Origin of the sequence: [Enterobacter] lignolyticus SCF1 (genome assembly GCF_000164865.1) — a bacterium.
Lineage (GTDB): Bacteria > Pseudomonadota > Gammaproteobacteria > Enterobacterales > Enterobacteriaceae > Enterobacter_B > Enterobacter_B lignolyticus.
This window is the reverse complement of sequence record NC_014618.1, coordinates 1496102-1522128: the sequence shown is the minus strand read 5'-3', so window position 1 is coordinate 1522128 and position 26027 is coordinate 1496102. Positions and strand designations below refer to the sequence as shown.

The following is a 26027-nucleotide window of genomic DNA, read 5'->3' as shown; positions in this document are numbered from 1 at the left end:
TTCTTTAGATTACCAGCGCGTTTTAAGCAGGTTCGGCTGAATACCGTCAATTAAATGGGTATTGCTGAACTGCTGCTTAATGCCAGCCTCGAATTCGTCGCGGAAATATTTAATCGCGCTCTGCAGCGGTTCGACCGCGCCTGGCGCATGCGCACAGAAGGTCTTGCCCGGGCCGAGGAAGCGGCACAGCTGCTCAAGCGTTTCGATATCCCCCGGCTGGCCTTCGCCGCGCTCCAGCGCACGCAGGATCTTCACGCTCCACGGCAAACCGTCGCGGCATGGCGTACACCAGCCGCAGGATTCGCGGGCGAAGAACTCTTCCAGGTTACGCACCAGCGATACCATGCCTATCTCGTGGTCGACGGCCATCGCCAGCGCCGTACCCAGACGGCTGCCTGCTTTACCAATGCTTTCAAACTCCATCGGCAGGTCGAGGTGCGCTTCGGTCAGGAAGTCGGTCCCCGCGCCGCCCGGCTGCCAGGCTTTGAACTTCAGGCCATCGCGCATGCCGCCCGCGTAATCTTCGAGGATCTCGCGCGCGGTGGTGCCAAACGGCAGCTCCCACAGGCCCGGGTTCTTCACGCGGCCGGAGAAGCCCATCAGCTTGGTGCCCGCATCTTTGCTTTTCGAAATGTTCTGGTACCACTCCACGCCGTTGGCGAGGATGGCCGGCACGTTGCACAGGGTTTCAACGTTGTTGACGCAGGTCGGCTTGCCCCAGGCGCCAGAGCTTGCCGGGAACGGCGGCTTGGAGCGCGGGTTCGCGCGGCGGCCTTCCAGAGAGTTAATCAGCGCGGTTTCTTCACCGCAGATGTAACGCCCTGCCCCGGTGTGCACGAACAGCTCGAAGTCAAAGCCGGTGCCGAGGATGTTTTTCCCCAGCAGGCCGGCTTCGGTTGCTTCAGCGATAGCGCGACGCAGGTTCTGCGCCGCTTCAATGTATTCACCGCGCAGGAAGATGTAGCCGCGGTACGCTTTCAGCGCAAACGCGGAAATCAGCATACCTTCCACCAGCAGGTGCGGCAGCTGCTCCATCAGCAGACGGTCTTTATAGGTGCCCGGCTCCATTTCATCGGCGTTACACAGCAGGTAACGGATGTTCATGGATTCGTCTTTCGGCATCAGGCTCCACTTCAGACCGGTGGAGAAGCCCGCGCCGCCGCGCCCTTTCAGGCCAGAGTCTTTGACCGCGCTGACGATGTCATCCGGCGCCATCCCGGAGAGCGCCTTACGCGCGCCGGCATAGCCGTTTTTCGCCTGATACTCATCCAGCCATACCGGCTGTTGGTCATCGCGCAGACGCCAGGTCAGCGGATGCGTTTCGGGAGTCAGAATAATGTTCTTCATTTATACTGCTCCAGCAGATCGGGGATGGCTTCCGGCGTCAGATGGCTGTGAGTATCCTCATCAATCATCATGGTCGGCCCCTTGTCGCAGTTGCCGAGGCAGCAGGTCGGCAGCAGAGTGAAGCGGCCATCAAACGTGGTTTGACCCGGCTTGATGTTGAGCTTCTGCTCAATCGCAGACTGAATGCCCTGATAGCCGGTGATATGGCATACCACGCTGTCGCAGTAACGAATAACGTGGCGGCCAACCGGCTGGCGGAAAATCTGGCTGTAGAACGTTGCCACGCCTTCGACATCGCTTGCCGGGATACCCAGCACGTCGGCAATGGCGTAGATAGCGCCGTCCGGCACCCAGCCGCGCTGCTTTTGAACAATCTTCAGCGCTTCAATGGACGCCGCACGCGGGTCTTCGTAGTGGTGCTTTTCGTGCTCAATTGCCTCACGCTCTGCCGCACTCAGCTCAAAAGCCTCGGTTTGTGGTTGTTGATTCTCGTGCATAATTAGCGGTCCACATCTGACATAACAAAATCGATACTACCCAGATATACGATCAGGTCGGATACCAGGCTACCGCGAATCGCCGCCGGGATCTGCTGCAGGTGCGCATAGCTCGGGGTGCGAATACGGGTACGGTAGCTCATGGTGCTGCCGTCGCTGGTCAGGTAGTAACTGTTAATACCCTTGGTCGCCTCAACCATCTGGAAGGATTCGTTGGCCGGCATGACCGGGCCCCAGGAAACCTGCAGGAAGTGGGTGATCAGAGTTTCGATATGCTGCAGCGTGCGCTCTTTCGGCGGCGGCGTGGTCAGCGGGTGATCCGCTTTGAACGGGCCTTCCGGCATGTTGTCAAGGCACTGCTGAAGGATACGCAGGCTCTGGCGCAGTTCTTCCACTTTCAGCATCACGCGGGTATAGCAGTCGGACACGCCGCCGCCGGTCGGGATTTCGAAGTCGAAGTTTTCATAGCCAGAGTAAGGACGCCATTTACGCACGTCAAAACCGATACCGGTAGCGCGCAGGCCCGCGCCGGTGGTACCCCATTCCAGCGCTTCTTTTGCGGTATAGGCGGCGACGCCCACGGAGCGGCCTTTCAGAATCGTGTTGCGCAGCGCGGCTTTCTCGTAGGAATCCAGACGCTTCGGCATCCACTCAAGGAATTCACGCAGCAGGCGATCCCATCCGCGCGGCAGATCGTGCGCCACGCCGCCGATACGGAACCAGGCCGGGTGCATACGGAAGCCGGTGATCGCTTCCACCAGATCGTAGATTTTCTGACGATCGGTAAAGGCGAAGAAAACCGGGGTCATCGCGCCGACGTCCTGGATGAACGTCGAGATATACAGCAGGTGGCTGTTGATGCGGAACAGTTCGGAAAGCATCACGCGAATCACGTTAACGCGATCCGGAACGGTGATCCCGGCCAGTTTCTCAACGGCCAGCACGTACGGCATTTCGTTCACGCAGCCGCCGAGGTATTCGATACGGTCGGTATACGGAATGTAGCTGTGCCAGGACTGACGCTCGCCCATCTTCTCAGCGCCACGGTGGTGGTAGCCGATATCCGGTACGCAGTCGACAATCTCTTCGCCGTCGAGCTGGAGAATAATGCGGAATGCGCCGTGCGCGGACGGGTGGTTCGGCCCGAGGTTGAGGAACATAAAGTCCTCGTTTTCGGTGCCGCGCTTCATGCCCCACTCTTCCGGCTTGAAGGTCAGCGCTTCCATTTCGAGATCCTGCTTGGCTTTGGTCAGCTCAAACGGATCGAATTCGGTGGCGCGCGCCGGGTAGTCTTTACGCAGCGGATGGCCTTCCCAGGTCTTCGGCATCATGATGCGCGTCAGATTCGGGTGGCCGTTAAAGGTGATGCCAAACATCTCCCAGGTCTCACGCTCATACCAGTTGGCGTTCGGGAAAAGTTTGGTAAACGTCGGCACGTTCAGGTCGTTTTCAGACAATGCCACCTTGAGCATGATATCGCGATTGCGGTCTATTGAGATCAGGTGGTAGAAAACGGAAAAATCCGCGGCGGGTAACCCGTCACGGTGTGTGCGCAGACGCTCGTCCATGCCGTGTAAATCAAACAGCATGACGTAAGGTTTCGGCAGTTTCTTCAGGAAATCGCCAACTTCCAGTAACTGTTCGCGCTTAACCCAAACAACGGGTACCCCCGTACGGGTCGGCTGAACGGTAAAGGCATCCGGCCCAAAACGGTTGCGCAGTTCGCCAATCACCGGATCGTCAAGATGATCACGGGTTTGCCATACTGGCAGGGCGTCATGCGCGGTTAAATCGGTCATATTGTTCACCATTGCAAAAGGTCCGTGGTGACTGCCGGGCGTGGCTCCGCGCTATTGATTTTGATATACGAAGGCTCAGTCCACTGCCCGCAGGCGCAAATTAAATCTCGTCAGGTGTCCGCAGATTCGTCACCGCAATACGTTCGCCGCGTTTACGCTCGCGTTCCGATTGCATATTGGCGCGATACACGCCCTGATCGCCAACCACCCAGGAAAGCGGGCGACGCTCTTTGCCGATAGACTCCTGCAGCAGCATCAGCGCCTGCATGTAGGCCTCCGGACGCGGCGGGCAACCGGGAATGTAAACGTCGACCGGGATAAACTTATCGACGCCCTGCACAACGGAATAAATGTCGTACATGCCGCCGGAGTTTGCACAGGCGCCCATGGAAATGACCCATTTCGGCTCCAGCATCTGATCGTACAAACGCTGAATAACCGGCGCCATTTTGGTAAAGCAGGTACCGGCAACCACCATCAGGTCAGCCTGACGCGGGGACGCACGCAGTACTTCCGCGCCAAAACGCGCAACGTCATGCACCGCAGTGAATGACGTCACCATTTCCACGTAGCAGCAGGAGAGACCGAAGTTGTAAGGCCAGATTGAGTTCTTACGGCCCCAGTTCACCATGTCGTGCAAAGCGTGTTCAAGTTTGCCCATGTACACGCTTTTGTTCACCTCCTGCTCCAGGGGGTCGGTTACGATCTCCTGTTTTTGCAGGGGGTAACGGTCGTTCTCACCGTTAGGATCTATGCGGGTGAGCGTATAATCCATCTTATTGCCTCGCTTTTACTGCGTATGACGATTAGTAATACTGTCGTTTTCCGGGTTCGCCAGCTTGCGTTGAGAACGCGCAGGCGTCCAGTCCAGTGCGCCGATGCGAACGAGATAAACCAGTCCCGCCAGTAACACTAAAATGAAAATTGCGGCTTCCACAAAGCCAACCCAGCCGCTCTCGCGGATAGAGGTTGACCATGCGTAGAGATAAAGGGCTTCCACGTCGAAGATGACGAAGAACATGGCGACTAAATAGAACTTCGCAGAAAGGCGTAAGCGGGCCGACCCTACCGAGTCGATACCGGACTCAAACGGGGTGTTTTTGCTACGCGCGCGCGCGCGACCGCCAAGGAACCAACCGCCAACCAGCATGAAACAGCAGAGGCCAATGGCAACAATGAGAAATATAGCGAATGCCCAGTGATGGGCGATGACTTCAGTGGATGTTGACATACGCAAAGCTTTACCAAAATAAGTAGCGTTTAGACCTCTGCTCTTGCTGACAGATGCACGCCACATGATTCATGGGGAGGAACAAAAAACCACAAAAAATGTGCCTTTATCAGGCTTAAACATCTAAATGATGCGGTTTTTTACTCCTTTCTATAACCTTTTGTCAACTTTAACAAAAGTTTCCTCACATTAGTTTACATCGACCACGTGTCATTAACATTAAATGCCCTTTGCTTCGATTATGCCGATCGCAGCATCAGGTTTTTACCGTTGTTGAATCGTGTCCGTCTGAGGCGCAAGCAAGGATTACCCGTCTATTTTGACAGGATTTGCGCACGATTCCTCCCCCTAATGAGGAGTATTTTCTTGATCTGAGACACGCTTCTGTTAATTGGCACATGAAAACAGCAACAATACAGCCGTTTTTTTAACATTAGCAGGACGCGGCGGCGCCGGGAGGGAAAGCGGGAAAACACGGGCGAAATAACACCCAAGAAGATGAAAAATAAAAGGTAATTTTCACCAGCGAAAAGAGAAGATGATTATTTATACAAAAAAATAGCCACTGGATGAAATTTGCGCTCCGGTGGCCTTTTTTTACATTTACATTTTGTTACCAGATAACCCTGTGAACGGTCACTCAAAATCCCGTTCGGCGATCGCTGAACCGTCTCCCCCTTCGGAGGTATAGGCGCGGTACTGGTACCAGGGATTGTTGTAATTTTCCATCGACTGGAAAATGGCCTGCACCAGCTCGCTGGGATTTTGCGCATTGCAGCTCAGCAAATATTCGGTATCCGGCATCACCGGCAGGCCGTCCACTTTACCTAAAACGCGCAGATCCGGGCTCATCATTTCAACCGGCCGCGCGGTTATCCCAAGCCCCGCCTTCACCGCCGCGCGGACGGCAGACAGCGTGGACGCGACATAGGCCAGCCGCCACGGAATACGCGCGGCATTCAGCGTCTCAATGATCATATCGCGAAACGGGCTCGGGTCATCGAGCAGCACCAGCGGCACGGCTTCGCCTGGCGGCAGCAGATAATCTGCCGCGCAGTACCACAGCGTCGGCGATGTCCGCAGCGGTATCGCATTAAAATTTTCCAGCCGGTGCGTGGTGAGGACGAGATCAACCTCGTTCGCCTGCAGCATTTCCGCCATCTCCACATGGCGCTTCACCCGCACATCAAGCGCGAGCTTGGGGTAAACCGAGCTAATGCGGTTAAGTAAAAACGGTAAAATGGTGTCGGCAGACTCATCAGAAGAACCGATAGTCAACATCCCCTGCAGGGAACTAAACATTAACGATGTGCATGCTTCATCATTAAAACGCAGGATCTTTCTGGCATAGCCCAGCAGCTGTATACCATGCTCAGTGAGCAATTTGTTACGGCCATGCCGGGCAAACAGCTCCTTTCCCACTAATTGCTCCAGACGCTGCATCTGCTGACTCACCGCCGATTGGGTACGACAAACGGCGGTAGCCGCCGCAGCAAAGGTATTAAGATCGGCGACCGCGACAAACGTTCTCAGCAGATCGAGGTCGAGATTCAGTATCGGACGATTTGCATTTATCATAATTTTTTCACTTATCAGGCTGCTGTTGCCGCCCTGTGCCTGGTTGATGCTGTGCTCTAAATAATCAGGCAATTCCCTTTGAATCATATCCTCCAGCCCGGTAAGCCGGACGATGGCCTGAAAGAGCGTTATTGCATTAAATTTGCCTGCTGTTCGTAACGAACAGATCCCTTAGCTATATTTCTGCTTCCGTCGACCTGCAATTTATTATTTTCAACTCTTTTATGTGAGGTTATTCAAAAAAAACAATCACAAACCACGTGCTGCTTTGAGAACATTCACATTAAAGGTAGATTTTGCAAGTAATTTCCAGAAAACAAAAACACAAGCAATAACATAAAGTTATATAGTATTTGAACAACGAAAACATCAGTATCTGATGAGTATCGTCATCCAGCAACTCCTGTATCCTAACCTAAAACCATTATATTTATAAGTGTTAGATGAGTATAATCTTACACTCTTTTTCTCTGTAAAATCAGAGTTCTTTAAATAATTAACAATTTAAAAAGACAACTTTGCAATTAATGAAAAAATATTAATTGTTTAAATATTCTTTCATTAACAAACCTTAACAATGCATTCACAGTCAAATAGTATTATTCCTAATACGCTAACGCGTATAATCGCCTAATGCCCTGTCGTCTCCCCCCGGCCCATCAGCATCGTCTGTCTCATCGCTCATCGCGCCGTTTTGACCAGTATAAAAATCGGCACAATCGCTCATTTAATGACATTTATAACTAATGTTCCGCTTAACCGCAGGGCAATCGCAAATCAAGCGGACGAATTAGCAGTCTAACAGATCATGTCACTGACGGGCATTCTACAAAATCTTCTACTGTAGAGGCTTCAAAATACCCGGGATGGGGAGTACATTGTTCCGTGCTGACTTCCACGGCAGGGAGTGGCAACAACAGCTAAAAGGTCGAGATTCATGTCCCCCATCGAAAAATCCAGCAAATTAGATAATGTCTGTTATGACATCCGTGGCCCGGTACTTAAAGAAGCTAAACGTCTTGAAGAAGAAGGCAATAAGGTACTCAAGCTCAACATTGGCAACCCGGCGCCTTTCGGCTTTGACGCCCCGGATGAAATCCTCGTTGATGTGATCCGCAATCTGCCGACCGCCCAGGGCTATTGCGATTCAAAAGGCCTCTATACCGCGCGTAAAGCCATCATGCAGCATTATCAGGCTCGCGATATGCGCGATGTGACGGTCGAAGATATCTATATCGGCAACGGCGTGTCTGAGCTCATCGTGCAGGCGATGCAGGCGCTGCTGAACAGCGGCGATGAGATGCTGGTGCCGGCGCCGGACTACCCGCTGTGGACCGCTGCGGTGTCGCTTTCCAGTGGTAAAGCCGTACATTATCTTTGCGACGAATCCTCTGACTGGTTCCCGGATCTCGACGATATTCGCGCCAAAATCACCCCGCGCACCCGCGGCATTGTGATCATTAACCCGAACAACCCTACCGGCGCGGTCTACTCCAAAGAGCTGCTGCTGGAGATCGTCGAAATTGCGCGTCAGCACAACCTAATCATTTTCGCCGACGAAATCTACGACAAAATTCTCTATGACGAGTCGCAGCACCATTCCATCGCCGCGCTGGCGCCAGACCTGCTGACCGTCACCTTCAACGGCCTGTCGAAAACCTACCGCGTTGCCGGGTTCCGCCAGGGCTGGATGGTATTAAACGGGCCGAAAAAGCACGCCAAAGGCTATATTGAAGGGCTGGAAATGCTGGCCTCCATGCGCCTGTGCGCGAACGTTCCCGCGCAGCACGCCATCCAGACCGCGCTCGGCGGCTACCAGAGCATCAGCGAGTTTATCGTCCCCGGCGGGCGCCTGTACGAACAGCGTAACCGCGCATGGGAGCTGATTAACGATATTCCCGGCGTGAGCTGCGTGAAGCCCAACGGCGCGCTCTATATGTTCCCGAAAATCGACGCGAAGCGCTTCAATATTCATGACGACCAGAAGATGGTGCTCGACTTCCTGCTGCAGGAAAAAGTGCTGCTGGTACAGGGCACCGCGTTTAACTGGCCGTGGCCGGATCACGTGCGTATCGTCACCCTTCCGCGGATTGACGACCTCGAAATGTCCATCAGCCGCTTTGGCCGCTTCCTGAGCGGTTATCATCAGTAACGCCTCATCGGGCTGCCGCCGGCAGCCCGATTTGCATCCTGGCCCGCCTGCCCGCACAATACACTTCCGTGCTGTATCAGACGAAAGGTATCCCATGAGTCAGAGCCATTTTTTTGCCCACCTCTCCCGTTTAAAGCTGATTAACCGCTGGCCGCTGATGCGCAATGTGCGCACCGAAAACGTCTCTGAACACAGCCTGCAGGTTGCGATGGTCGCCCATGCGCTGGCGGCGATTAAGAACCGTAAATTTCACGGGCAGGTAAACCCGGAGCGCATCGCGCTGCTGGCGATGTACCACGACGCCTCCGAAGTCTTGACCGGCGATCTCCCGACGCCGGTGAAATACTTCAATTCGCAGATTGCCCAGGAGTACAAAGCCATCGAAAAAATCGCCCAGCAGAAGCTGGTGGAGATGGTGCCGGACGATTTGCGCGATATCTTCGCCCCGCTGATTGATGAACATCACTACAGTGAGGAGGAGCGTTCTCTGGTCAAGCAGGCGGATGCGCTGTGCGCTTATCTTAAGTGCCTGGAAGAGCTGTCTGCCGGAAATAATGAGTTCCTGTTAGCCAAAACGCGGCTGGAGAAAACCCTCGAGTCGCGCCGCAGCGAAGAGATGGACTATTTCATGCAGGTGTTTGTCCCGAGCTTTCAGCTGTCTCTGGACGAAATTAGTCAGGATTCGCCGCTGTAGCGGTTTCGCCCGGCGGCGAAGCGGTTAAAATGGAAACAACAGCGGGATGAGCACCACGCACACCAGCATGACCAACAGGGTGAAAGGCACGCCGATTTTAACGAAATCGCTGAACCGGTATTTACCCGGCCCCAGCACCAGCGTGTTTACCGGTGACGATACCGGCGTCATAAAGGCGGCCGATGCCGCCATCGCCACCATCATGGCGAACGGGTAAGGCGACACGCCCATCGACTTCGCCGCCGCCAGCGCAATCGGCGCCATCAGCACCGCCGTCGCGGTATTCGAGATAAAAAGCCCGATCGTGGCGCACATGACAAACAGGCAGATGAGCATCAGGTACGGCCCCTGCCCGCCGCCCACATCCATCAGCCCTTTCACCACCAGATCGACGCCGCCGGTTTTTTGCAGCGCCAGCGCAAAGGGCATCATGCCGACGATCAAAATAATGCTCGGCCAGTGAATGGCCTTATAGGCGCTTTCCGCATTGATGCAGCGAAACTTGCCCATTAGCAGGCAGGCGATCAGCGCGGCAATAGGGTTAGGAATTTCATCGGTCAGCATCAGTGCGACCATCAGCACCAGACAAAAAATCGCGTGCGGCGCCTGGCTGTGCGCGGGCGACGCCTCGTTCACCTCAACCGGCATATTGAGCACCACGAAGTCCCGCCCCTGCCGGGCGAGCTGGCCAATAAGCTTCCAGTTGCCTACCACCAGCAGAATATCGCCAAGCTCAATGGACTCGTCGACCACCGCGCCGTCCAGCGCTTTGCCGCTGCGCTTAAGGCCGACGACGTTCAGGCCGAAACGGGTACGAAATCCCATCTCGCGCACGGTTTTCCCCACCAGCTCGGAATCCGGGATAAGCGACACCTCCGCCATGCCGACATCGAGCGCCTGATCGGCAAAATACTCGCCGCGCAGCACCATCGGCTCAAGCATCTGCTCGCTGCAAAACTCCCGGAGATCCACCTCGGCGGCGGACATGTCGATCAAAAGGACGTCGCGAGCGCGGAACTCAGAAACCCCGTTCACGTTGACGATAACCCGGCGAAAGCGCCGCCAGCGCTCAACCCCGATAACGTTAGCGCCGTAGCGTTCGCGCAGCTTCAGGTCGTCAAGACGCTGGCCGATCATCGGTGACCCGGGGCGAATCGCCAGGCGGCGCGCCCGTCCGGTCAGACGGTACTCTTTAATCAAATCGCGAAAGGAGCGCAGCTTATCGTGCTTGTGCCCGGGGTCTTCACCGCGCAGCATAAAACGCATCATCAGCATATAGACAATGCCCAGCAGCAGAACCACCAGGCCAATCGGGGTGACGCTAAAGAAGCTAAAACCGTTAAGCCCTTCGCGGATAAGCTCACTGTTGATGACCAGGTTGGGCGGCGTCGCGACGAGGGTCATCATGCCGCTGATAAGCCCGGCAAAGCTCAGCGGCATCATCAGGCGAGATGGCGAGGTGTTCATGCGCATGCAGACGCTCAGCACCACCGGGATAAAAATTGCCACGACCCCGGTCGAGCTCATAAACGCCCCAAGCCCGGCAACCGTCAGCATCAGACAGATCAGCATCCTGGTTTCGCTGTTGCCCGCCACCTTCACCAGCCAGGTGCCCATGCTGGTCGCAACGCCGGTGCGCACCAGGCCGTCGCCGATGATAAACAGCGCGGCGATCAGAATAACGTTGGGATCGCTGAAGCCGGAAAAGGCTTCGCTCAGGGTCAGCGTGCCGCTCAGGACAAACGCGACAATCACCAGCAGCGCAACCGCATCCATGCGCACTTTGCCGGTTGCAAAGAGGATAACCGCTGCCGCCAGCAGACAAAGCACCCAAATCAGTTCACTGTTCACAACATATCCTTGTCTGAAGAGAGAATGGAAGTGTGGCATAAAAAAGCCCCGACAACGCGGGGCTACATCATGACTCAGGCGTTCAGTGACACATTCACCCAGCCATCGCACCGTTTGTTAATCGCCAGCTGTTCCAGCGATGACAGCACAATGTCGACATCACCGAGGCAAGGCGCGTCGGCCGGGACATTCGCCGCGATAACGCGACATCCCGCCGCCAGCCCGGACAACACGCCCGCGACCGCATCCTCCACCACCGCGCAGTCCTGCGGCGCAAGGCCCAGCAGCTCCGCCCCGAGGAGATAAGCATCCGGCTCCGGCTTCCCGCGCTTGACGCGTTCCGCCGTCACGAAGACTTTCGCCTCCGGCAGCCCGGCCGCGCGATGGCGGGCATGAGCGACCGGCACCGATCCCGACGTAACAATCGCCCACGGAATACCGGCCTCATCGAGGTGGTTAAGCAGCGCTACCGCTCCGGGCAGCGCGGCGATGCCGTCGATATCGCTGGACTCAATGCCTTCAAGAAGACGAAATTCGGCCTGAATTTCCTCTTCAGAACGACCGGGAAGGAAGTGACGCAGTGAGGTTATCGCCTGCTTGCCGTGAATAAAATTCAGCACATCCTGATGATCAAGCCCGTGGCGATCCGCCCAACGGCACCATGAACGCTCGACGACCGGGAGCGAATCAACCAGCGTGCCATCAAGATCGAATAAAAAACCTTTGCACTGCACAGCGCACCCTCCGTCAGGCGTTGATGATCTGGTTAATTTCGTTATCGCTCAGATGATACTGGCGCGGGCAGGCATGCCAGGCGTGCAGCATGCGCTGGTACTTCTCCCACATTGGGGTTTGCGCGTTGAAGCCGTGAGTACCGGCGTCGAAGTGGGCGTAGCGTCCCTCTACGTTCACCATAAAACGCACGTAGCCGAGGTAGCGGGCTTCTGTTGCGACGTCAAAACCCAGGAACGTCACGCGGCGTTCGTCGATGCTGCTGCTGTCTTTCAGGTTGCTCCAGGAGACATGCAGGGCGTGGTACATCTCCATGATGTCAATGATGGTGCGGCAGGTCTCTTCGGTCAGTTGACCAAACTCGCGATCCAGTTCGCGCATCTGCAGGCCGTAGCCACGCTCGACAATCGTCTGCAGGCGGCGATAACGCTCGGCGTTGTCCGGGTCCAGCATGGTCATCATTTTGTACTGATTCGACAAAATCAGACGTTGAGCGTTAGTCATTTCCATTTTTCTACTCCTGTTGCGCTTTGCAGCATAAAAAAAGACACACACTGTGTGCCTTCTTTTATATGCGTTTTATGGGGTTAATTACAAATCATCAAGGAAAGTTTTATCGAGTTGTTTGAAGGCGCGCTTAAGCGTGTCAGCTAATGCCTGATAATCGGGCTTGCCTTCGACAGGCGCCAGCGCCTGCCCCGCTTCCTGCAGCCTGCCGCGCACTTCATAAAACCAGTGTAAAACAGAAGGCGGCAGCGGCGTTACCGAGCGTTTGCCTAACCACCAAAGCCCCTGCATCGGCAGGCTCAGGGCGAAGAGCGCGGTGGCGACCGCCGGGCCAAGCTGTCCGCCGAGGGCGATTTGCCAGCACAGGGTAAAGACAGCAACGGGCGGCATAAAGCGGATGGCCTGGCGGGTGGCGCGGATTACGCGGTTTTCCACAAACACAGGCGCAAGGCGTTTTTCCAGGGGCCACGTCTTTGCATAATGCTGCCCGCGGCGAAACAAACTGAAAAAGTTTACCGGGCGATTCTCGGATGTCGACATGGCGTTACCTCAACTTCACATATAAAAAATCAAAAATATTCGTAAAACAACAACTGTGCATGACATCGTTCAAAAGATTTTGGCAATGAATGCGGCAATCAGGTATCCTGTGCCAGCCTGACCAGGGCATAGACCCTGATTCACGATTCGTCAAATTATCGCACATTCTGCCATTGGCTGAAAATTGCGCAAAATGGCATAGAATCAATAGATATTTCTTTCGTTATGCCTGAAAAAAGTATCAGGCATGATGTTAATCATAAATGTCAGCGTCATCATGCGCTACGCTCTGTGACTCACTGACGTTTTTTTAGCCACGTATCATAAATAGGTACTTCCATGTCGAGTAAGTTAGTACTGGTTCTGAACTGCGGTAGCTCCTCACTGAAATTCGCCATCATCGATGCGCTCAACGGTGACGAGTACCTTTCTGGTTTGGCCGAATGTTTCCATCTTCCTGAAGCGCGTATCAAGTGGAAAATGGACGGCAGCAAACAAGAAGCGGCTTTAGGTGCAGGCGCCGCTCACAGTGAAGCGCTGAACTTTATCGTTAACACTATTCTGGCACAAAAACCAGAACTGTCTGCTCAGCTGACCGCAATTGGTCACCGTATCGTACACGGCGGCGAGAAGTACACCAGTTCTGTCGTTATCGATGATTCCGTGATTCAGGGTATTAAAGATGCGGCCTCTTTTGCGCCGCTGCACAACCCGGCTCACCTGATCGGTATCGCCGAAGCGCTGAAATCCTTCCCGAATCTGAAAGACAAAAACGTGGCGGTATTCGACACGGCGTTTCATCAGACCATGCCGGAAGAATCTTACCTGTATGCCCTGCCGTACAGCCTGTACAAAGAGCACGGCATCCGCCGCTACGGCGCGCACGGCACCAGCCACTTCTACGTCACTCAGGAAGCCGCTAAGGTTCTGAACAAGCCGGTTGAAGAGCTGAACATCATCACCTGCCACCTGGGCAACGGTGGTTCTGTTTCCGCCATCCGCAACGGCCAGTGCGTTGACACCTCCATGGGTCTGACCCCGCTGGAAGGCCTGGTGATGGGTACCCGCTCCGGCGACATCGATCCGGCTATCGTTTTCCACCTGCACGACACGCTGGGTATGAGCGTTGACGCGATCAACAAGCTGCTGACCAAAGAGTCCGGCCTGCTGGGTCTGACCGAAGTCACCAGCGACTGCCGCTATGTTGAAGACAACTACGCCACCAAAGAAGACGCGAAACGCGCCATGGACGTTTACTGCCACCGTCTGGCGAAGTACATCGGTTCCTATACCGCGCTGATGGACGGCCGTCTGGACGCAGTCATTTTCACCGGCGGCATCGGTGAAAACGCGGCGATGGTTCGCGAACTGTCCCTGGGCAAACTGGGCGTTCTGGGCTTCGAAGTTGATCACGAACGTAACCTGGCTGCCCGTTTCGGCAAGTCCGGCTTCATCAACAAAGAAGGCACCCGTCCTGCGGTGGTTATCCCAACCAACGAAGAACTGGTCATCGCGCAAGACGCAGCCCGTCTGACTGCCTGATTCCACACCGCCAGCCAACGCTGGCGGTGCTGTTTTGTATCCCGCCCTGTGCGGCGGTAACCAAAAGAGGATAAACCGTGTCCCGTACTATTATGCTGATCCCTACCGGTACCAGCGTCGGCCTGACCAGCGTCAGCCTTGGCGTTATCCGTGCTATGGAACGCAAAGGCGTTCGTCTGAGCGTCTTCAAACCTATCGCCCAGCCGCGTGCCGGTGGCGATGCGCCAGACCAGACCACCTCCATTGTGCGCAAAAACTCCAATCTGCCGACGGCTGAGCCGCTGAAGATGAGCCACGTTGAGTCTCTGCTCTCCAGCAACCAGAAAGACGTGCTGATGGAAGAGATCATCGCCAACTACCACGCCAGCACGACCGATGCTGAAGTGGTACTGGTAGAAGGCCTGGTGCCGACCCGTAAACACCAGTTTGCGCAGTCGCTGAACTTCGAAATCGCCAAAACGCTGAACGCGGAAATCGTGTTCGTGATGTCTCAGGGCACCGATACGCCGGAGCAGCTGAACGAACGTATCGAACTGACCCGCAGCAGCTTCGGCGGCGCGAAAAACACCAGCATCACCGGCGTTATCGTCAACAAACTGAACGCGCCGGTTGATGAACAGGGCCGTACCCGCCCTGACCTGTCCGAAATCTTTGACGACTCCTCCAGAGCGAAAGTTATCAAAGTCGATCCGGCTAAACTGCAGGAATCCAGCCCGCTGCCGGTTCTGGGCGCGGTACCGTGGAGCTTCGATCTGATCGCGACCCGCGCTATCGATATGGCTCGCCACCTGAACGCCACCGTGATCAACGAAGGCGATATCAATACTCGCCGCGTGAAGTCCGTGACCTTCTGCGCGCGCAGCATCCCGCACATGCTGGAGCACTTCCGCGCAGGCTCCCTGCTGGTGACCTCCGCAGACCGTCCTGACGTGCTGGTTGCCGCATGCCTGGCCGCGATGAACGGCGTGGATATCGGCGCCATCCTGCTGACCGGCGGCTACGAAATGGATGAGCGCATCAACAAGCTGTGCGAGCGCGCCTTTGCCACCGGCCTGCCGGTATTCATGGTGAACACCAACACCTGGCAGACCTCGCTGAGCCTGCAGAGCTTCAACCTGGAAGTACCGGTTGACGACCACGAGCGCATCGAAAAAGTTCAGGAATATGTCGCCAGCCATATCAGCAGCGACTGGATCGAATCCCTGACCGCGACCTCCGAGCGCAGCCGTCGCCTGTCCCCGCCGGCGTTCCGCTACCAGCTGACCGAGCTGGCGCGCAAAGCGGGCAAACGCGTGGTTCTGCCGGAAGGCGACGAGCCGCGTACCGTTAAAGCCGCTGCGATCTGCGCAGAGCGCGGCATCGCGACCTGTGTGCTGCTGGGCAACCCGGACGAGATCAACCGCGTAGCGGCGTCTCAGGGCGTTGAACTGGGCGCGGGCATCGAAATCGTTGACCCTGAAGTGGTTCGCGAAAGCTACGTTGCGCGTCTGGTTGAGCTGCGTAAGAGCAAGGGCATGACCGAAGCCGTCGCGCGCGAGCAGCTGGAAGACAACGTGGTGCTCGGCACGCTGATGCTGGAGCAGGACGAAGTCGACGGCCTGGTTTCAGGCGCGGTTCATACCACCGCGAACACCATCCGTCCGCCGCTGCAGCTGATCAAAACCGCTCCGGGCAGCTCTCTGGTGTCCTCCGTGTTCTTCATGCTGCTGCCGGAACAGGTTTACGTTTACGGCGACTGCGCGATCAACCCGGATCCAACCGCAGAGCAGCTGGCTGAAATCGCGATTCAGTCTGCGGACTCCGCGATTGCCTTCGGCATCGAACCGCGCGTGGCGATGCTCTCCTACTCCACCGGCACCTCTGGCGCAGGTAGCGATGTAGAGAAAGTACGTGAGGCGACGCGTCTGGCGCAGGAAAAACGTCCTGACCTGATGATCGACGGCCCGCTGCAGTATGACGCCGCGGTGATGGCTGACGTTGCGAAATCCAAAGCGCCGAACTCTCCGGTTGCCGGTCGCGCTACCGTGTTCATCTTCCCGGATCTGAACACCGGTAACACCACCTACAAAGCGGTACAGCGTTCTGCCGACCTGATCTCCATCGGGCCGATGCTGCAGGGTATGCGCAAGCCGGTGAACGACCTGTCCCGTGGCGCGCTGGTTGACGATATCGTCTACACCATCGCCCTGACCGCGATTCAGTCTTCACAGCAGCAGTAATGTTTTGCCGGATGGCGCTTCGCTTATCCGGCCTGTAAAACCGTAGGCCCGGTAAGCGCTAGCGCCGCCGGGCAACAAAAAGGCGACCCCTTAACGGGTCGCCTTTTTTATTTACAGCAGCTCCCGCGCCGCCGACACAATGTCATGCGCCGTCAGGCCATACTCCTTCTGCAGAAAATCCTGCGTCCCCACCTGGCCATACCGCTCCTTCACGCCGACGCGGCGCATCGGCACCGGGCAGTTTTCGACAAGAGCCTCCGCCACCGCCGACCCCAGCCCGTTGTGAATGCTGTGGTTTTCACAGGTGACGATACGCCCGGTTTTCTCGGCGTAGTTTTTCACCAGCATGCGGTCAATGGGCTTGAGGGTAAACATGTCGATCACGGCGGCGCTGACCCCCTCCTGCTCCAGCTGGCGCGCCGCCTCCAGCGCCTCCGTCACCATGATGCCGTTGGCTATCAGGGTGATATCAGCGCCTTCACGCAGCACGTTGCCTTTGCCGATGGTAAACGTCGTGCCGGGCGCATAAACGCTCGGCGCCTGCTTACGGATGGTGCGTACCCAATAAAAACCTTCGAGGTCAATAAGCTGGCGCAGCACGTCTTCAAACATCACCGCGTCGGTCACCTCCAGCACCACCGAATGCGCCAGCCCGCGCACAATCCCCATATCCTCAAACGACATGTGCGTACCGCCGTTGTGACAGGCGGTGATACCCGCATCCGAGGCGATAACCTTCACGTTATTGCGCTGGTAGTCGAGCGACATAAACAGCTGATCGAAACAGCGCCGGCTGGCGAACGCCGTAAAGGTATGCACGAACGGTTTACGCCCGGTCAGCGACAGCCCGGCGGCGGTGCCGATGACGTTGGCCTCCATAATGCCGCAGTTGATCACGTGCTGCGGGTAATCCCGCGCCACGCCGTCCATTGCCATCGAGCTCATCAGGTCGGCCTCCAGCGCGATAATACCGCTGCCAGCCTCAATCTGCCGGGCGACAAAACCGGCGTACACCTTACGCATCTCTACCGCATCTTTTTGCCCTGCGGGTGCAAGCTTAATCATCTGCGGCCTCCAGTTGGCGAATCGCGTTATTGAGGATCTCTTTCGTCTCTTCCGTCAGACGCAGGTGGTGCGAATTACCCAGCTGCTCCAGATACGCCACCCCCTGGCCTTTTACGCTGTCGAGGATGATTAGCTTCGGACGGGCATTGGGCGCTACAACAGGTTTCACCTCCGCCAGCAAGCTGGCGATGTCGTCGCCTTTGACCGTCGCCACATCAAAACCGAAGGCGCGGAACTTCTCGTCGAGATCGAACGGCTGGATGATGTCATCCAGCTCGCCGTCGAGCTGCTGCTTGTTCCAGTCGACGAACACCGTCAGGTTGTTCAACCGGTGGTGGGCGATAAACTGAAACGCCTCCCAGCACTGCCCTTCGTTCAGCTCGCCATCGCCGACGATACAGAAAACCCGGTTCGGACGTCCGGCCAGCTTGTGCGACAGCGCCATGCCGCCGGCGATGGAAATCCCCTGCCCCAGCGAACCGGTGGTGGCATCGACGCCGCGGGTTTTTAACCGGTCAGGATGGCTCGGCAGGCGGGTGCCGTTCTGGTTAAGGGTATTCAGCTCCTCCACCGGGAAGTAGCCTTTGATAGCCAAAGTGCTGTATAGCGCGGGGCCTGCATGGCCTTTGGACAGCACAAAGTCATCGCGCTCCGGCCAGTCCGGGTCGGCGGGATCGATTTTCATCACCTCGCCGTACAGCACCGCAAGCGTTTCCACCACTGACATGCTGCCGCCGTAGTGGCCAAAGCCGAGCCGGGTCAGCGATTTCAGCGTGGCGACGCGAATATCCCGCGCCAGGTGAGTCAGTTCAGCAAGCGTGCTCATGATTTCGCCCCCGAGTTTTGCGGCTCAGCTTTGCCTTTTGTCAGATAGTTAAACAGCACCAGCAGCGCGAACAGCGCGACCACCAGTCCGGTAATGACCATCGGCGACAGGTAGCGCGCAAGGTTGCCGAGCACGATACCGACCGCGCCGAAATCGGCATCCGAGAAGGTCGTATTGGCAAAGCCCAGCGCCCCCAGTACCGGCAGCAGCAGCACCGGCAGAAAGGTAATCAGCAGGCCGTTAGCAAAGGCGCCGATCATCGCCCCGCGCCGCCCGCCGGTCGCGTTGCCGAATACGCCAGCCGTCGCGCCGGTAAAGAAGTGGGGAACCACGCCCGGCAGAATCAGCACCAGCTTGAACTGTCCGAGCAAGAACAGCCCTACCAGCCCGCCAAGGAAGCTGAACAGGAAGCCGATCAGCACCGCATTGGGCGCATAGGGGTAAACCACCGGGCAGTCCAGCGCCGGGCGGGCATTGGGCACCAGCTTCTCCGAAAAACCGGTAAAGGCCGGAACAATCTCCGCCAGAATCAGACGCACGCCCTGCAGAATAATGAACACGCCCGCCGCGAAGGTGATCGCCATGATGATGGCGTACACGAGATAGTTCTGCCCGCTGCTGAGCTGGCTTTCGACATACTCGCGCCCCGCGCACACCGCCAGGATCAAATAGATAATCATCATGGTCAGCGAAATCGAGATCGAACTGTCGCGCAGGAAGCTCAGGTTTTTCGGCAGGTTCATCTCTTCGGTGGAACGCGAGCCTTTACCGCACCGGCTGCCAATCCAGCCCGAGAGCACATAGCCCAGGGTGCCGAAATGACCAAAAGCGATATCGTCCGTGCCGGTGATACGTTTCATATAGCGCTGGGCGATCGCCGGGAAGAAGGCCATCACCAGCCCAAGGATGAGCGAGCCGGTAAACACCAGCCCCACCCCCTCAAAACCCGCCACGGTCAGGATTACGCCAATCATGCAGGCCATATAGAAAGTGTGATGCCCGGTGAGGAAAATGTATTTCAGGCGGGTAAAGCGGGCGACAACGATATTCGCCACCATTCCAAAAGCCATAATCAGCGCCGTTGCCGCGCCGTATTTTTCCAGCGCGATAGAGACAATCGCTTCGTTATTCGGAATGATCCCCTGAATGTTAAATGCATGCTCAAACATGCCGCCCAGCGGATTTAATGAACCAACCAGTACGCCTGCTCCGCCGCCGAGAACAATAAATCCCAGGATGGTTTTTACCGTTCCTTTGACGACATCAGAAAATGATTTTTTCTGTGCGACCAGGCCTATTAAGGCAATTAAGCCAACAAGCACCGAAGGTACTTTAAGTATATCTACCACAAAATTAAGCGTTTCGAGGATAAACATAGCTGCCCCTCACTCATTGCGGATTAATGGTTGGCGAAATAAGCGCTGAGCTTAGATTCCAGTTCGTTGATATCGATAATATTGTTGATCACCAGCAGCTGGCCTTCCGGCACGCTGGCGCTCTCGGCAATGTCCTTTGCCATCACGAAAAGGTCGGCAGCGCCCGGCGTTGCCGACGAGAGGTCGGAATGCTCGACGTCAGCCTCAATATTCAGTTTCTTCAGTACCTTTTTAATATTCATCTCGACCATAAAACTGCTGCCGAGGCCAGACCCGCATATCGCCATAATTTTCATTATCGTCACCTTTTTTAGACAAAATAAACCTGCATCTTACCCGGAGGTAAAATGTCAAAAGCCAGGGTATAAAATAGCTATCAGAAGCGGCTAATGATGTTTTTTATCTCCTCAACGGTTGTCGCCTGATGTAATTCCCGCATAGCCTCGTCGCTGGAAAATAATTCCGCCAGCGCGGCTATCATATCGATGTGGCTGTGCTTATCCGGTGCCGCCAGCAGTATAATCAGATCCACCGGATCGTTATCTTCTGAGCCGAAGGCAACGCCGTGCTGTAATTTGAGCAGGGAAAGACCTAACCCCTTAGCCCCCTCTTCCGGCCGCGCGTGCGGCATCGCTAAGCCCGGTGCCAGCACGTAGTACGGGCCGAGCCTGCGGTGCTGCGTCATTATCGCGGTGATGTAGTCCGGTGTGATGATGCCTGCCTCCAGCAGCGGCGTTGCGCACAGCTCCAGCGCCTGCGGCCAGTTTTCTACCCTCTCCTGTAACCTGATGGTGCCGTCATGGATCCATGTCCTGAGCATGTCATTCTCCTTTCAGTGGGAAGGTGAACAAACTTTATGCAAGGCCATCGCCTCTGACTGTGATGATAATCACAAAGATAGCGCTACCAAAATGAAGCGTATGAAAAGTGTGATAGCGCTATCAAAATGTAATCATGCTGTAATAACTCAGCAAAACCAGTGATTTCCGGCGTATACTGCTTGCACTTTATGTTGAGATTTCAATCAGGAAGAAACATGTCTCTGACCCGAAAACGCCGCAGTACCGGTAAGGTCACGCTGGCGGATGTCGCCCAGCTTGCCGGGGTTGGTACGATGACCGTTTCCCGCGCATTGCGTACCCCTGAGCAGGTATCCGACAAGCTGCGCGAAAAAATTGAGGCCGCCGTTCAGGAGCTGGGCTACATGCCAAACCTGGCGGCGAGCGCGCTGGCCTCCGCCTCCTCATGGACCATCGGGATGGTGGTGCCCAGCCTTAGCGAAGCGGGATGTTCAGAGATGTTCGCCGGGCTACAGCAGGTGCTGCAGCCGGCCGGGTATCAAATCATGCTGGCGGAATCGCGTCATCATCTGGAGCAGGAAGAAAAGCTGCTGGAAACGCTGATGGCGTCAAACATTGCGGCGGCGATCCTGCTCAGCGTGGAGCACAGCGATACCGTGCGTCAGTGGCTGTCGAGCGGTAATCTCCCGGTCATGGAGATTGGCGCAGTACGCTCGGACCCGCTGGACATGAACATCGGTATCGACAACGTAGCGGCCATGTTTGAGCTCACGCAAATGCTGATTCAGCGCGGTTACCAGAACATCGGCCTGCTGTGCGCTAACCAGGAGCAGTGGATTTTCCAGCAGCATCTGCAGGGCTGGTACAAGGCGATGCTGCGCTACCACCTCTCGCCAAACCGGGTGATCAATGCCGCGGAGCCGCCCACCTTTTCAACCGGCGCAGCGCAGCTGCCGGAGTTTTTGCTGGCGTGGCCGGAGCTGGACGCGCTGGTCTGCGTCTCTGACGAACTGGCCTGCGGCGCGCTGTACGAATGCCAGCGCAGGCGTATTAAGGTGCCTGACGATCTGGCGATTGTGGGGTTTGGCGACAGCGACGTCAGCCGCGTATGCCAGCCGCCGCTGACGACGATTGCGGTACCGCACCGGCAGATTGGTATTGAAGCAGGCCGCGCGCTGCTGGCGCGCCTGAATGACGGAAACTGGCGTGAAAGCGCCCCGATAGCCGCGAAACTGTGCCAGCGGGACAGCTGCTGAGGCCTTATTCGGCCTCTTCGTCTTCCGGGATATCGTTGCCGGCGTTACGGCTCATCCACAGCGCCAGCGCTTTCAGGGAATCAGCGGTGAATTCATCGCAGCGCGCGGTGATTTCTTCCGGCGTTAGCCAGCACACTTCGCTGACCTCCGCTTCCTGTAGCGCAAACGGGCCGTGAGAAACGCAGCTAAAAAGACCGCCCCACACGCGGCAGTGCTTATCTTCAAAATAGAACTGGCCATGATCGGCGAACGGCACGCCGGCAATCCCCAGCTCTTCTTCCGCCTCGCGGCGGGCGGAATCAAGCATCTGCTCGTCGGCCTGCACGACGCCGCCCGCAGTAGCGTCCAGCATGCCCGGCATAAAGTCTTTGGTTTCGGTGCGGCGTTGCACCAGAATTTTGCCCATGCCGTCGTGAACCACAATATAGGTTGCCCGATGACGCAAGCACTGCGCGCGCATCTGTTCGCGGCTGGCCTGCGCAATCACCTCATTGTCTTCGTTGACAATATCCACCCATTCCGTGCTTGCCAAATGATTCTGCTCCACCATCAGAAAACCTTCTCTCTCATGCGCTCTTGCGGCGCGTTGTGCAGTTGACGGGTAAATTACGGGTTAATTGCCACCTCTGCAATAACCCGTTGATCATTGAGTGCTAAAACCTGCAATTTATTACCGTCCAGCAGGCCGAAACTGGCGGGGAATCCCCCTTTCGGGATGCTGACGGAACCGGGGTTAAAATGGAAGATATCGCCCCGTTTTTCGGCAACCGGAATATGAGTATGACCATAAACCAGCACATCGCCAGTCGCCAGCGGCGGCAGGTTGTCCGGGCCGAACAGATGTCCATGCGTCAGAAACAGCCGCTGATTCGGCGTCAGTACCTGCTGCCACGGCGCCGTCATGGGAAATTTCAGCAGCATCTGATCCACTTCGCTGTCGCAATTGCCGCGCACGGCGATAATACGAGCAGCCTGCGTGTTCAGACGTTCTGCGACCTCTGCGGGCGCATACCCGGGCAGCAGCGCATTACGCGGACCGTGGTTTAACACATCGCCCAGCACCACCAGATAACGCGCGCCGCTTTCCGCAAACAGGGACAGTACGCGTTCTGTGGCCGGCAGCGCGCCGTGAATATCCGATGCAAACATCAGTTTCATCAATCATTCCTCCACAAATAACCGCGCTATCATAGCGGATTACGCGGCTGGCTTCAGCCTGCGCGTGCCGCTGAAAGCGCCGCAAAACGCTGTACTGAAGCGCGCTGCCACTGGAACGCAGCATAATCCGCCAGACGTTCCGGCACGTCGTCGCCGTGCAGCATCAGCCGGTTAATCATCAGCGCAAGATCGGCATCGGCAATGCACCATTCGCCAAACAGATTCGGCTTGCCGTCCGCCAGCAGCGCCCCGGCGGTACTGAACAGTTTCGCCGCGCTCGCCTGCGCCGTCTGGCTCAGCGGCGGCAGCTTCGCGCCGCCAAAGATGACTGAGGTCGGGCGCTCTTCGCGAATCGGCATCAGGTCGCTTCTCAGCCAGGCCTGAACCTGCCGGGCCCGGGCGCGCTTTTCGAGATCGTGCGGATACAGGCGCTCCCACTGCGGCGGCGCAAAACGCTCATCAAGATATTCCGTAATCGCTGACGATTCGCTGAGTTCGAACGCATCCACTTCCAGCAGCGGCACGCGGCGCGTTTGCACGTAGCCTTTCCAGCTATCCTGCAGATGTTCGCCGCGATCGAGATCGACGGTTTTCACGCTAAAGTGCAGGCCTTTTTCCTGCAAAGCGACATAGACGGACATCACATACGGCGAATAAAACTGAGAATCAGACCACAGCGTAATCACAGGACGGCTCATAGCTTCCTCAACGGGCTAACGGGTGAATACTTCAACATATCGCGTCTTTTACAGGCTGTCACTTGATGAAAACTCACAGAGCGGTCTTCGCCGCCTATACTCGAAAAGCGGTGCCCACAACAATAACCACCTGAGCTCGGGAGTTAAGATGATTGATCTCTATTATGCTCCTACCCCAAACGGCCACAAAGTCACGCTGTTTCTCGAAGAGGCGCAGCTGGCTTATCGGCTGATACGTGTAGATATCAGTAAGGGCGACCAGTTCCGCCCGGAGTTCCTGTCGATTTCACCGAATAATAAAATCCCGGCCATCGTCGACCACGTTCCCGCGGACGGCGGCGCGCCGCTGGCCCTGTTTGAGTCAGGCGAAATATTGCTGTATCTGGCGGAAAAATCCGGAAAGCTGCTCAGCGGCGAGCTGCGCGAACGCCATGTTACCCTGCAGTGGCTGTTCTGGCAGGTGGGCGGGCTGGGGCCGATGCTTGGGCAAAACCATCATTTTAATCATTTTGCGCCTCAGCCGGTGCCGTACGCCATTGAGCGTTATCAGGTTGAGACCCTGCGGTTATACAACGTGCTGAATAAGCGCCTTGAGCGCTCGCCGTGGCTTGGCGGCGAGCACTACAGCATAGCGGATATCGCCTGCTGGCCGTGGATCAACGCCCACCAGCGCCAGCGTATCGACCTCGATAACTTCCCGGCGGTGAAGAACTGGTTTGAGCGCATCAGCCAGCGTCCGGCAACGGTTCTGGCGATGCAGAAGGCGCAAGCTTAATCACGCGCTTTTCATGTATTATGGCTGGGATAACAACAAGGAGGAAACCTGCAATGTCTATGTCCCAGCCAGATGCCGTCATCCGCATTAAAAACCTGCGTCTGCGTACCTTTATCGGTATTAAAGAAGAGGAAATCGCCAACCGACAGGATGTCGTTATCAACGTCGCCATCCACTACCCGGCCGAAAAAGCGCGCAGCAGCGAAGATATCAACGACGCGCTGAACTACCGCACCATCACCAAAACCATCATTCAGCATATTGAGAATAACCGCTTCTCTTTGCTGGAAAAATTAACTCAGGATGTGCTCAATATCGCATGCGAGCATCGCTGGGTCACTTATGCTGAAGTAGAGATCGATAAACTTCACGCGCTGCGGTATGCCGATTCGGTGTCGATGACCATGAGCTGGCGACGCTAGGCGCAACCCGGGAGGTTGCATGAAAATCCTGATTACCGGCGGTACGGGCCTGATTGGCCGTCATCTGATCCCGCGTCTGCTTGAGCTCGGCCACCAGATTATCGTGGTGACCCGTAGCCCGGAAAAAGCGCGCCAGCGGCTCGACGCACGCGTCGGGCTATGGAAAGGACTCGACGCCTGCCAGAATCTCGATGGTATTGATGCAGTCATTAACCTCGCCGGGGAGCCCATCGCCGACAAGCGCTGGACGGCGCAGCAAAAGCAGCGGTTGTGCGACAGCCGATGGCAGATAACCCAGAGGCTGGTCGATTTACTGCGGGCGGGCACCCGGCCCCCGGCGGTCTTTATCTCTGGCTCCGCGGCGGGCTATTATGGCGATCTCGGCGAAGTGGTCGTCACCGAAGACGAGCCGCCGCACAATGAATTTACCCATAAGCTTTGCGCCCGCTGGGAACAAATCGCCCAGCAGGCGCAAAGCGACGTCACCCGCGTCTGCCTGCTGCGCACCGGCGTGGTGCTTGCGCCCAGAGGCGGCATTCTGTCGAAAATGACGCCAGCGTTTAAGCTCGGCCTCGGCGGGCCTATTGGCAGCGGGCGCCAGTATCTGGCGTGGATCCACGTCGACGATATGGTTAACGGCATTCTCTGGCTGCTCGATAACCCCCTCAGCGGACCGTTTAATATGGTTTCGCCCTACCCGGTGCGTAATGAGCAGTTTGCCCACGCGCTGGGTCACGCCCTGAACCGTCCGGCCATCTTCCGCACGCCCGCCGCCGCCATACGGCTGCTGATGGGCGAATCCTCGGTACTGGTGCTGGGCGGGCAGCGGGCGCTGCCAAAACGTCTTGAAGACAGCGGCTTTGCGTTTCGCTGGTATGACTTAGAAGAAGCGCTGGCGGACGTGGTGAAATAATTCCGCCAGCAGCAGGCTGATAAACCCCGGTCACGCGCGTGACCGGGTG

The 26027-nt window shown here is 56.5% G+C and carries 26 protein-coding genes; 8 read left to right on the top strand and 18 right to left on the bottom strand.

Features of this window, described 5'->3' with window-relative positions:
* Positions 1-9: 9 nt before the first annotated feature.
* From nuoF to lrhA, 6 genes are all read right to left on the bottom strand, one after another.
* Positions 10-1347, bottom strand: coding sequence for an NADH-quinone oxidoreductase subunit NuoF (gene nuoF, locus ENTCL_RS07205; RefSeq protein ID WP_013365450.1), 1338 nt, complete (start codon positions 1345-1347; stop codon positions 10-12).
* Positions 1344-1844 carry an NADH-quinone oxidoreductase subunit NuoE gene (nuoE, locus tag ENTCL_RS07200; protein ID WP_013365449.1) on the bottom strand — a complete coding sequence of 167 codons (501 nt, stop codon included), beginning with the start codon at positions 1842-1844 and terminating at the stop codon, positions 1344-1346. The genes nuoF and nuoE overlap by 4 nt, the downstream gene beginning before the upstream one ends.
* A 2-nt stretch (positions 1845-1846) precedes the next feature.
* Complete coding sequence (gene nuoC, locus ENTCL_RS07195; protein ID WP_013365448.1) at positions 1847-3655, bottom strand: NADH-quinone oxidoreductase subunit C/D; 1809 nt, start codon at positions 3653-3655, stop codon at positions 1847-1849.
* Positions 3656-3743: 88 nt separating this feature from the next.
* Entirely contained in the window at positions 3744-4418 is a 675-nt protein-coding gene (gene nuoB, locus ENTCL_RS07190) for an NADH-quinone oxidoreductase subunit NuoB (protein WP_002913178.1), read from the bottom strand.
* Between the two features lie 15 nt (positions 4419-4433).
* Complete coding sequence (nuoA, locus tag ENTCL_RS07185) at positions 4434-4880, bottom strand: NADH-quinone oxidoreductase subunit NuoA (RefSeq protein ID WP_013365447.1); 447 nt, start codon at positions 4878-4880, stop codon at positions 4434-4436.
* A gap of 630 nt (positions 4881-5510) precedes the next feature.
* The gene (lrhA, locus tag ENTCL_RS07180) at positions 5511-6452 is read right to left on the bottom strand and encodes a transcriptional regulator LrhA (protein WP_013365446.1); all 942 of its coding nucleotides are present in this window, start codon (positions 6450-6452) and stop codon (positions 5511-5513) included.
* Positions 6453-7389: 937 nt separating this feature from the next.
* Between lrhA and alaA the strand changes: the two genes are divergently transcribed.
* Together alaA and yfbR are read left to right on the top strand one after the other, a co-directional pair.
* The gene (gene alaA / locus ENTCL_RS07175; RefSeq protein ID WP_013365445.1) at positions 7390-8604 is read left to right on the top strand and encodes an alanine transaminase AlaA; all 1215 of its coding nucleotides are present in this window, start codon (positions 7390-7392) and stop codon (positions 8602-8604) included.
* 94 nt (positions 8605-8698) lie between these two features.
* Positions 8699-9298 (top strand): 5'-deoxynucleotidase, encoded by a 600-nt coding sequence (gene yfbR / locus ENTCL_RS07170; protein WP_013365444.1) that lies wholly within the window; start codon positions 8699-8701, stop codon positions 9296-9298.
* A gap of 24 nt (positions 9299-9322) precedes the next feature.
* Here the strand turns inward: yfbR and ENTCL_RS07165 are convergent, their stop codons facing one another.
* The 4 genes from ENTCL_RS07165 to yfbV form a co-directional block, all read right to left on the bottom strand.
* Positions 9323-11149, bottom strand: a complete 1827-nt coding sequence (locus ENTCL_RS07165) for an SLC13 family permease (RefSeq protein WP_013365443.1) — start codon at positions 11147-11149, stop codon at positions 9323-9325.
* A 74-nt stretch (positions 11150-11223) separates the two neighbouring features.
* On the bottom strand, positions 11224-11883 hold the full coding sequence (locus tag ENTCL_RS07160; protein ID WP_013365442.1) for a sugar phosphatase: 660 nt from the start codon (positions 11881-11883) through the stop codon (positions 11224-11226).
* Positions 11884-11896: 13 nt separating this feature from the next.
* Positions 11897-12391 (bottom strand): YfbU family protein, encoded by a 495-nt coding sequence (locus tag ENTCL_RS07155; RefSeq protein ID WP_013365441.1) that lies wholly within the window; start codon positions 12389-12391, stop codon positions 11897-11899.
* Between the two features lie 81 nt (positions 12392-12472).
* Complete coding sequence (gene yfbV / locus ENTCL_RS07150) at positions 12473-12928, bottom strand: terminus macrodomain insulation protein YfbV (RefSeq protein ID WP_013365440.1); 456 nt, start codon at positions 12926-12928, stop codon at positions 12473-12475.
* A 339-nt stretch (positions 12929-13267) separates the two neighbouring features.
* Here yfbV and ackA point away from each other — a divergent pair, with 339 nt between their 5' ends.
* Both ackA and pta read left to right on the top strand, forming a co-directional pair.
* Positions 13268-14470 (top strand): acetate kinase, encoded by a 1203-nt coding sequence (ackA, locus tag ENTCL_RS07145; RefSeq protein ID WP_013365439.1) that lies wholly within the window; start codon positions 13268-13270, stop codon positions 14468-14470.
* Between the two features lie 77 nt (positions 14471-14547).
* Positions 14548-16689, top strand: a complete 2142-nt coding sequence (gene pta / locus ENTCL_RS07140) for a phosphate acetyltransferase (RefSeq protein WP_013365438.1) — start codon at positions 14548-14550, stop codon at positions 16687-16689.
* A gap of 111 nt (positions 16690-16800) precedes the next feature.
* On the opposite strand, the gene ENTCL_RS07135 is transcribed toward pta, so the two are convergent.
* From ENTCL_RS07135 to ENTCL_RS07115, 5 genes are all read right to left on the bottom strand, one after another.
* A complete protein-coding gene (locus ENTCL_RS07135) occupies positions 16801-17754 on the bottom strand; it encodes a transketolase family protein (protein ID WP_013365437.1) in 954 nt (317 codons plus the stop codon).
* Positions 17747-18580: a transketolase gene (locus tag ENTCL_RS07130; protein WP_013365436.1), complete on the bottom strand. Its 834-nt coding sequence runs from the start codon at positions 18578-18580 to the stop codon at positions 17747-17749. The genes ENTCL_RS07135 and ENTCL_RS07130 overlap by 8 nt, the downstream gene beginning before the upstream one ends.
* Positions 18577-19956 carry a PTS ascorbate transporter subunit IIC gene (locus ENTCL_RS07125; RefSeq protein WP_013365435.1) on the bottom strand — a complete coding sequence of 460 codons (1380 nt, stop codon included), beginning with the start codon at positions 19954-19956 and terminating at the stop codon, positions 18577-18579. The genes ENTCL_RS07130 and ENTCL_RS07125 overlap by 4 nt, the downstream gene beginning before the upstream one ends.
* 23 nt (positions 19957-19979) lie before the next feature.
* Positions 19980-20252 carry a PTS sugar transporter subunit IIB gene (locus ENTCL_RS07120; RefSeq protein WP_013365434.1) on the bottom strand — a complete coding sequence of 91 codons (273 nt, stop codon included), beginning with the start codon at positions 20250-20252 and terminating at the stop codon, positions 19980-19982.
* Between the two features lie 80 nt (positions 20253-20332).
* A complete protein-coding gene (locus tag ENTCL_RS07115; RefSeq protein ID WP_013365433.1) occupies positions 20333-20776 on the bottom strand; it encodes a PTS sugar transporter subunit IIA in 444 nt (147 codons plus the stop codon).
* Positions 20777-20992: 216 nt separating this feature from the next.
* Between ENTCL_RS07115 and ENTCL_RS07110 the strand changes: the two genes are divergently transcribed.
* Positions 20993-22012, top strand: coding sequence for a LacI family DNA-binding transcriptional regulator (locus ENTCL_RS07110; protein ID WP_013365432.1), 1020 nt, complete (start codon positions 20993-20995; stop codon positions 22010-22012).
* Between the two features lie 4 nt (positions 22013-22016).
* On the opposite strand, the gene yfcD is transcribed toward ENTCL_RS07110, so the two are convergent.
* The 3 genes from yfcD to yfcF are packed head-to-tail and all read right to left on the bottom strand — an operon-like array spanning position 22017 to position 23868.
* Positions 22017-22562 carry an NUDIX hydrolase YfcD gene (gene yfcD / locus ENTCL_RS07105; RefSeq protein ID WP_013365431.1) on the bottom strand — a complete coding sequence of 182 codons (546 nt, stop codon included), beginning with the start codon at positions 22560-22562 and terminating at the stop codon, positions 22017-22019.
* A 56-nt stretch (positions 22563-22618) separates the two neighbouring features.
* Positions 22619-23170, bottom strand: coding sequence for a phosphodiesterase (yfcE, locus tag ENTCL_RS07100; RefSeq protein ID WP_013365430.1), 552 nt, complete (start codon positions 23168-23170; stop codon positions 22619-22621).
* Positions 23171-23223: 53 nt separating this feature from the next.
* The gene (gene yfcF / locus ENTCL_RS07095; protein WP_013365429.1) at positions 23224-23868 is read right to left on the bottom strand and encodes a glutathione transferase; all 645 of its coding nucleotides are present in this window, start codon (positions 23866-23868) and stop codon (positions 23224-23226) included.
* 148 nt (positions 23869-24016) lie between these two features.
* Between yfcF and yfcG the strand changes: the two genes are divergently transcribed.
* From yfcG to ENTCL_RS07080, 3 genes are read left to right on the top strand one after another with little or no spacing between them, the layout of a single operon-like run.
* A complete protein-coding gene (gene yfcG, locus ENTCL_RS07090; RefSeq protein ID WP_013365428.1) occupies positions 24017-24643 on the top strand; it encodes a GSH-dependent disulfide bond oxidoreductase in 627 nt (208 codons plus the stop codon).
* 59 nt (positions 24644-24702) lie between these two features.
* The gene (folX, locus tag ENTCL_RS07085; protein ID WP_044612082.1) at positions 24703-25065 is read left to right on the top strand and encodes a dihydroneopterin triphosphate 2'-epimerase; all 363 of its coding nucleotides are present in this window, start codon (positions 24703-24705) and stop codon (positions 25063-25065) included.
* A 19-nt stretch (positions 25066-25084) separates the two neighbouring features.
* Entirely contained in the window at positions 25085-25978 is an 894-nt protein-coding gene (locus ENTCL_RS07080) for a TIGR01777 family oxidoreductase (protein WP_013365426.1), read from the top strand.
* Positions 25979-26027: the final 49 nt, after the last annotated feature.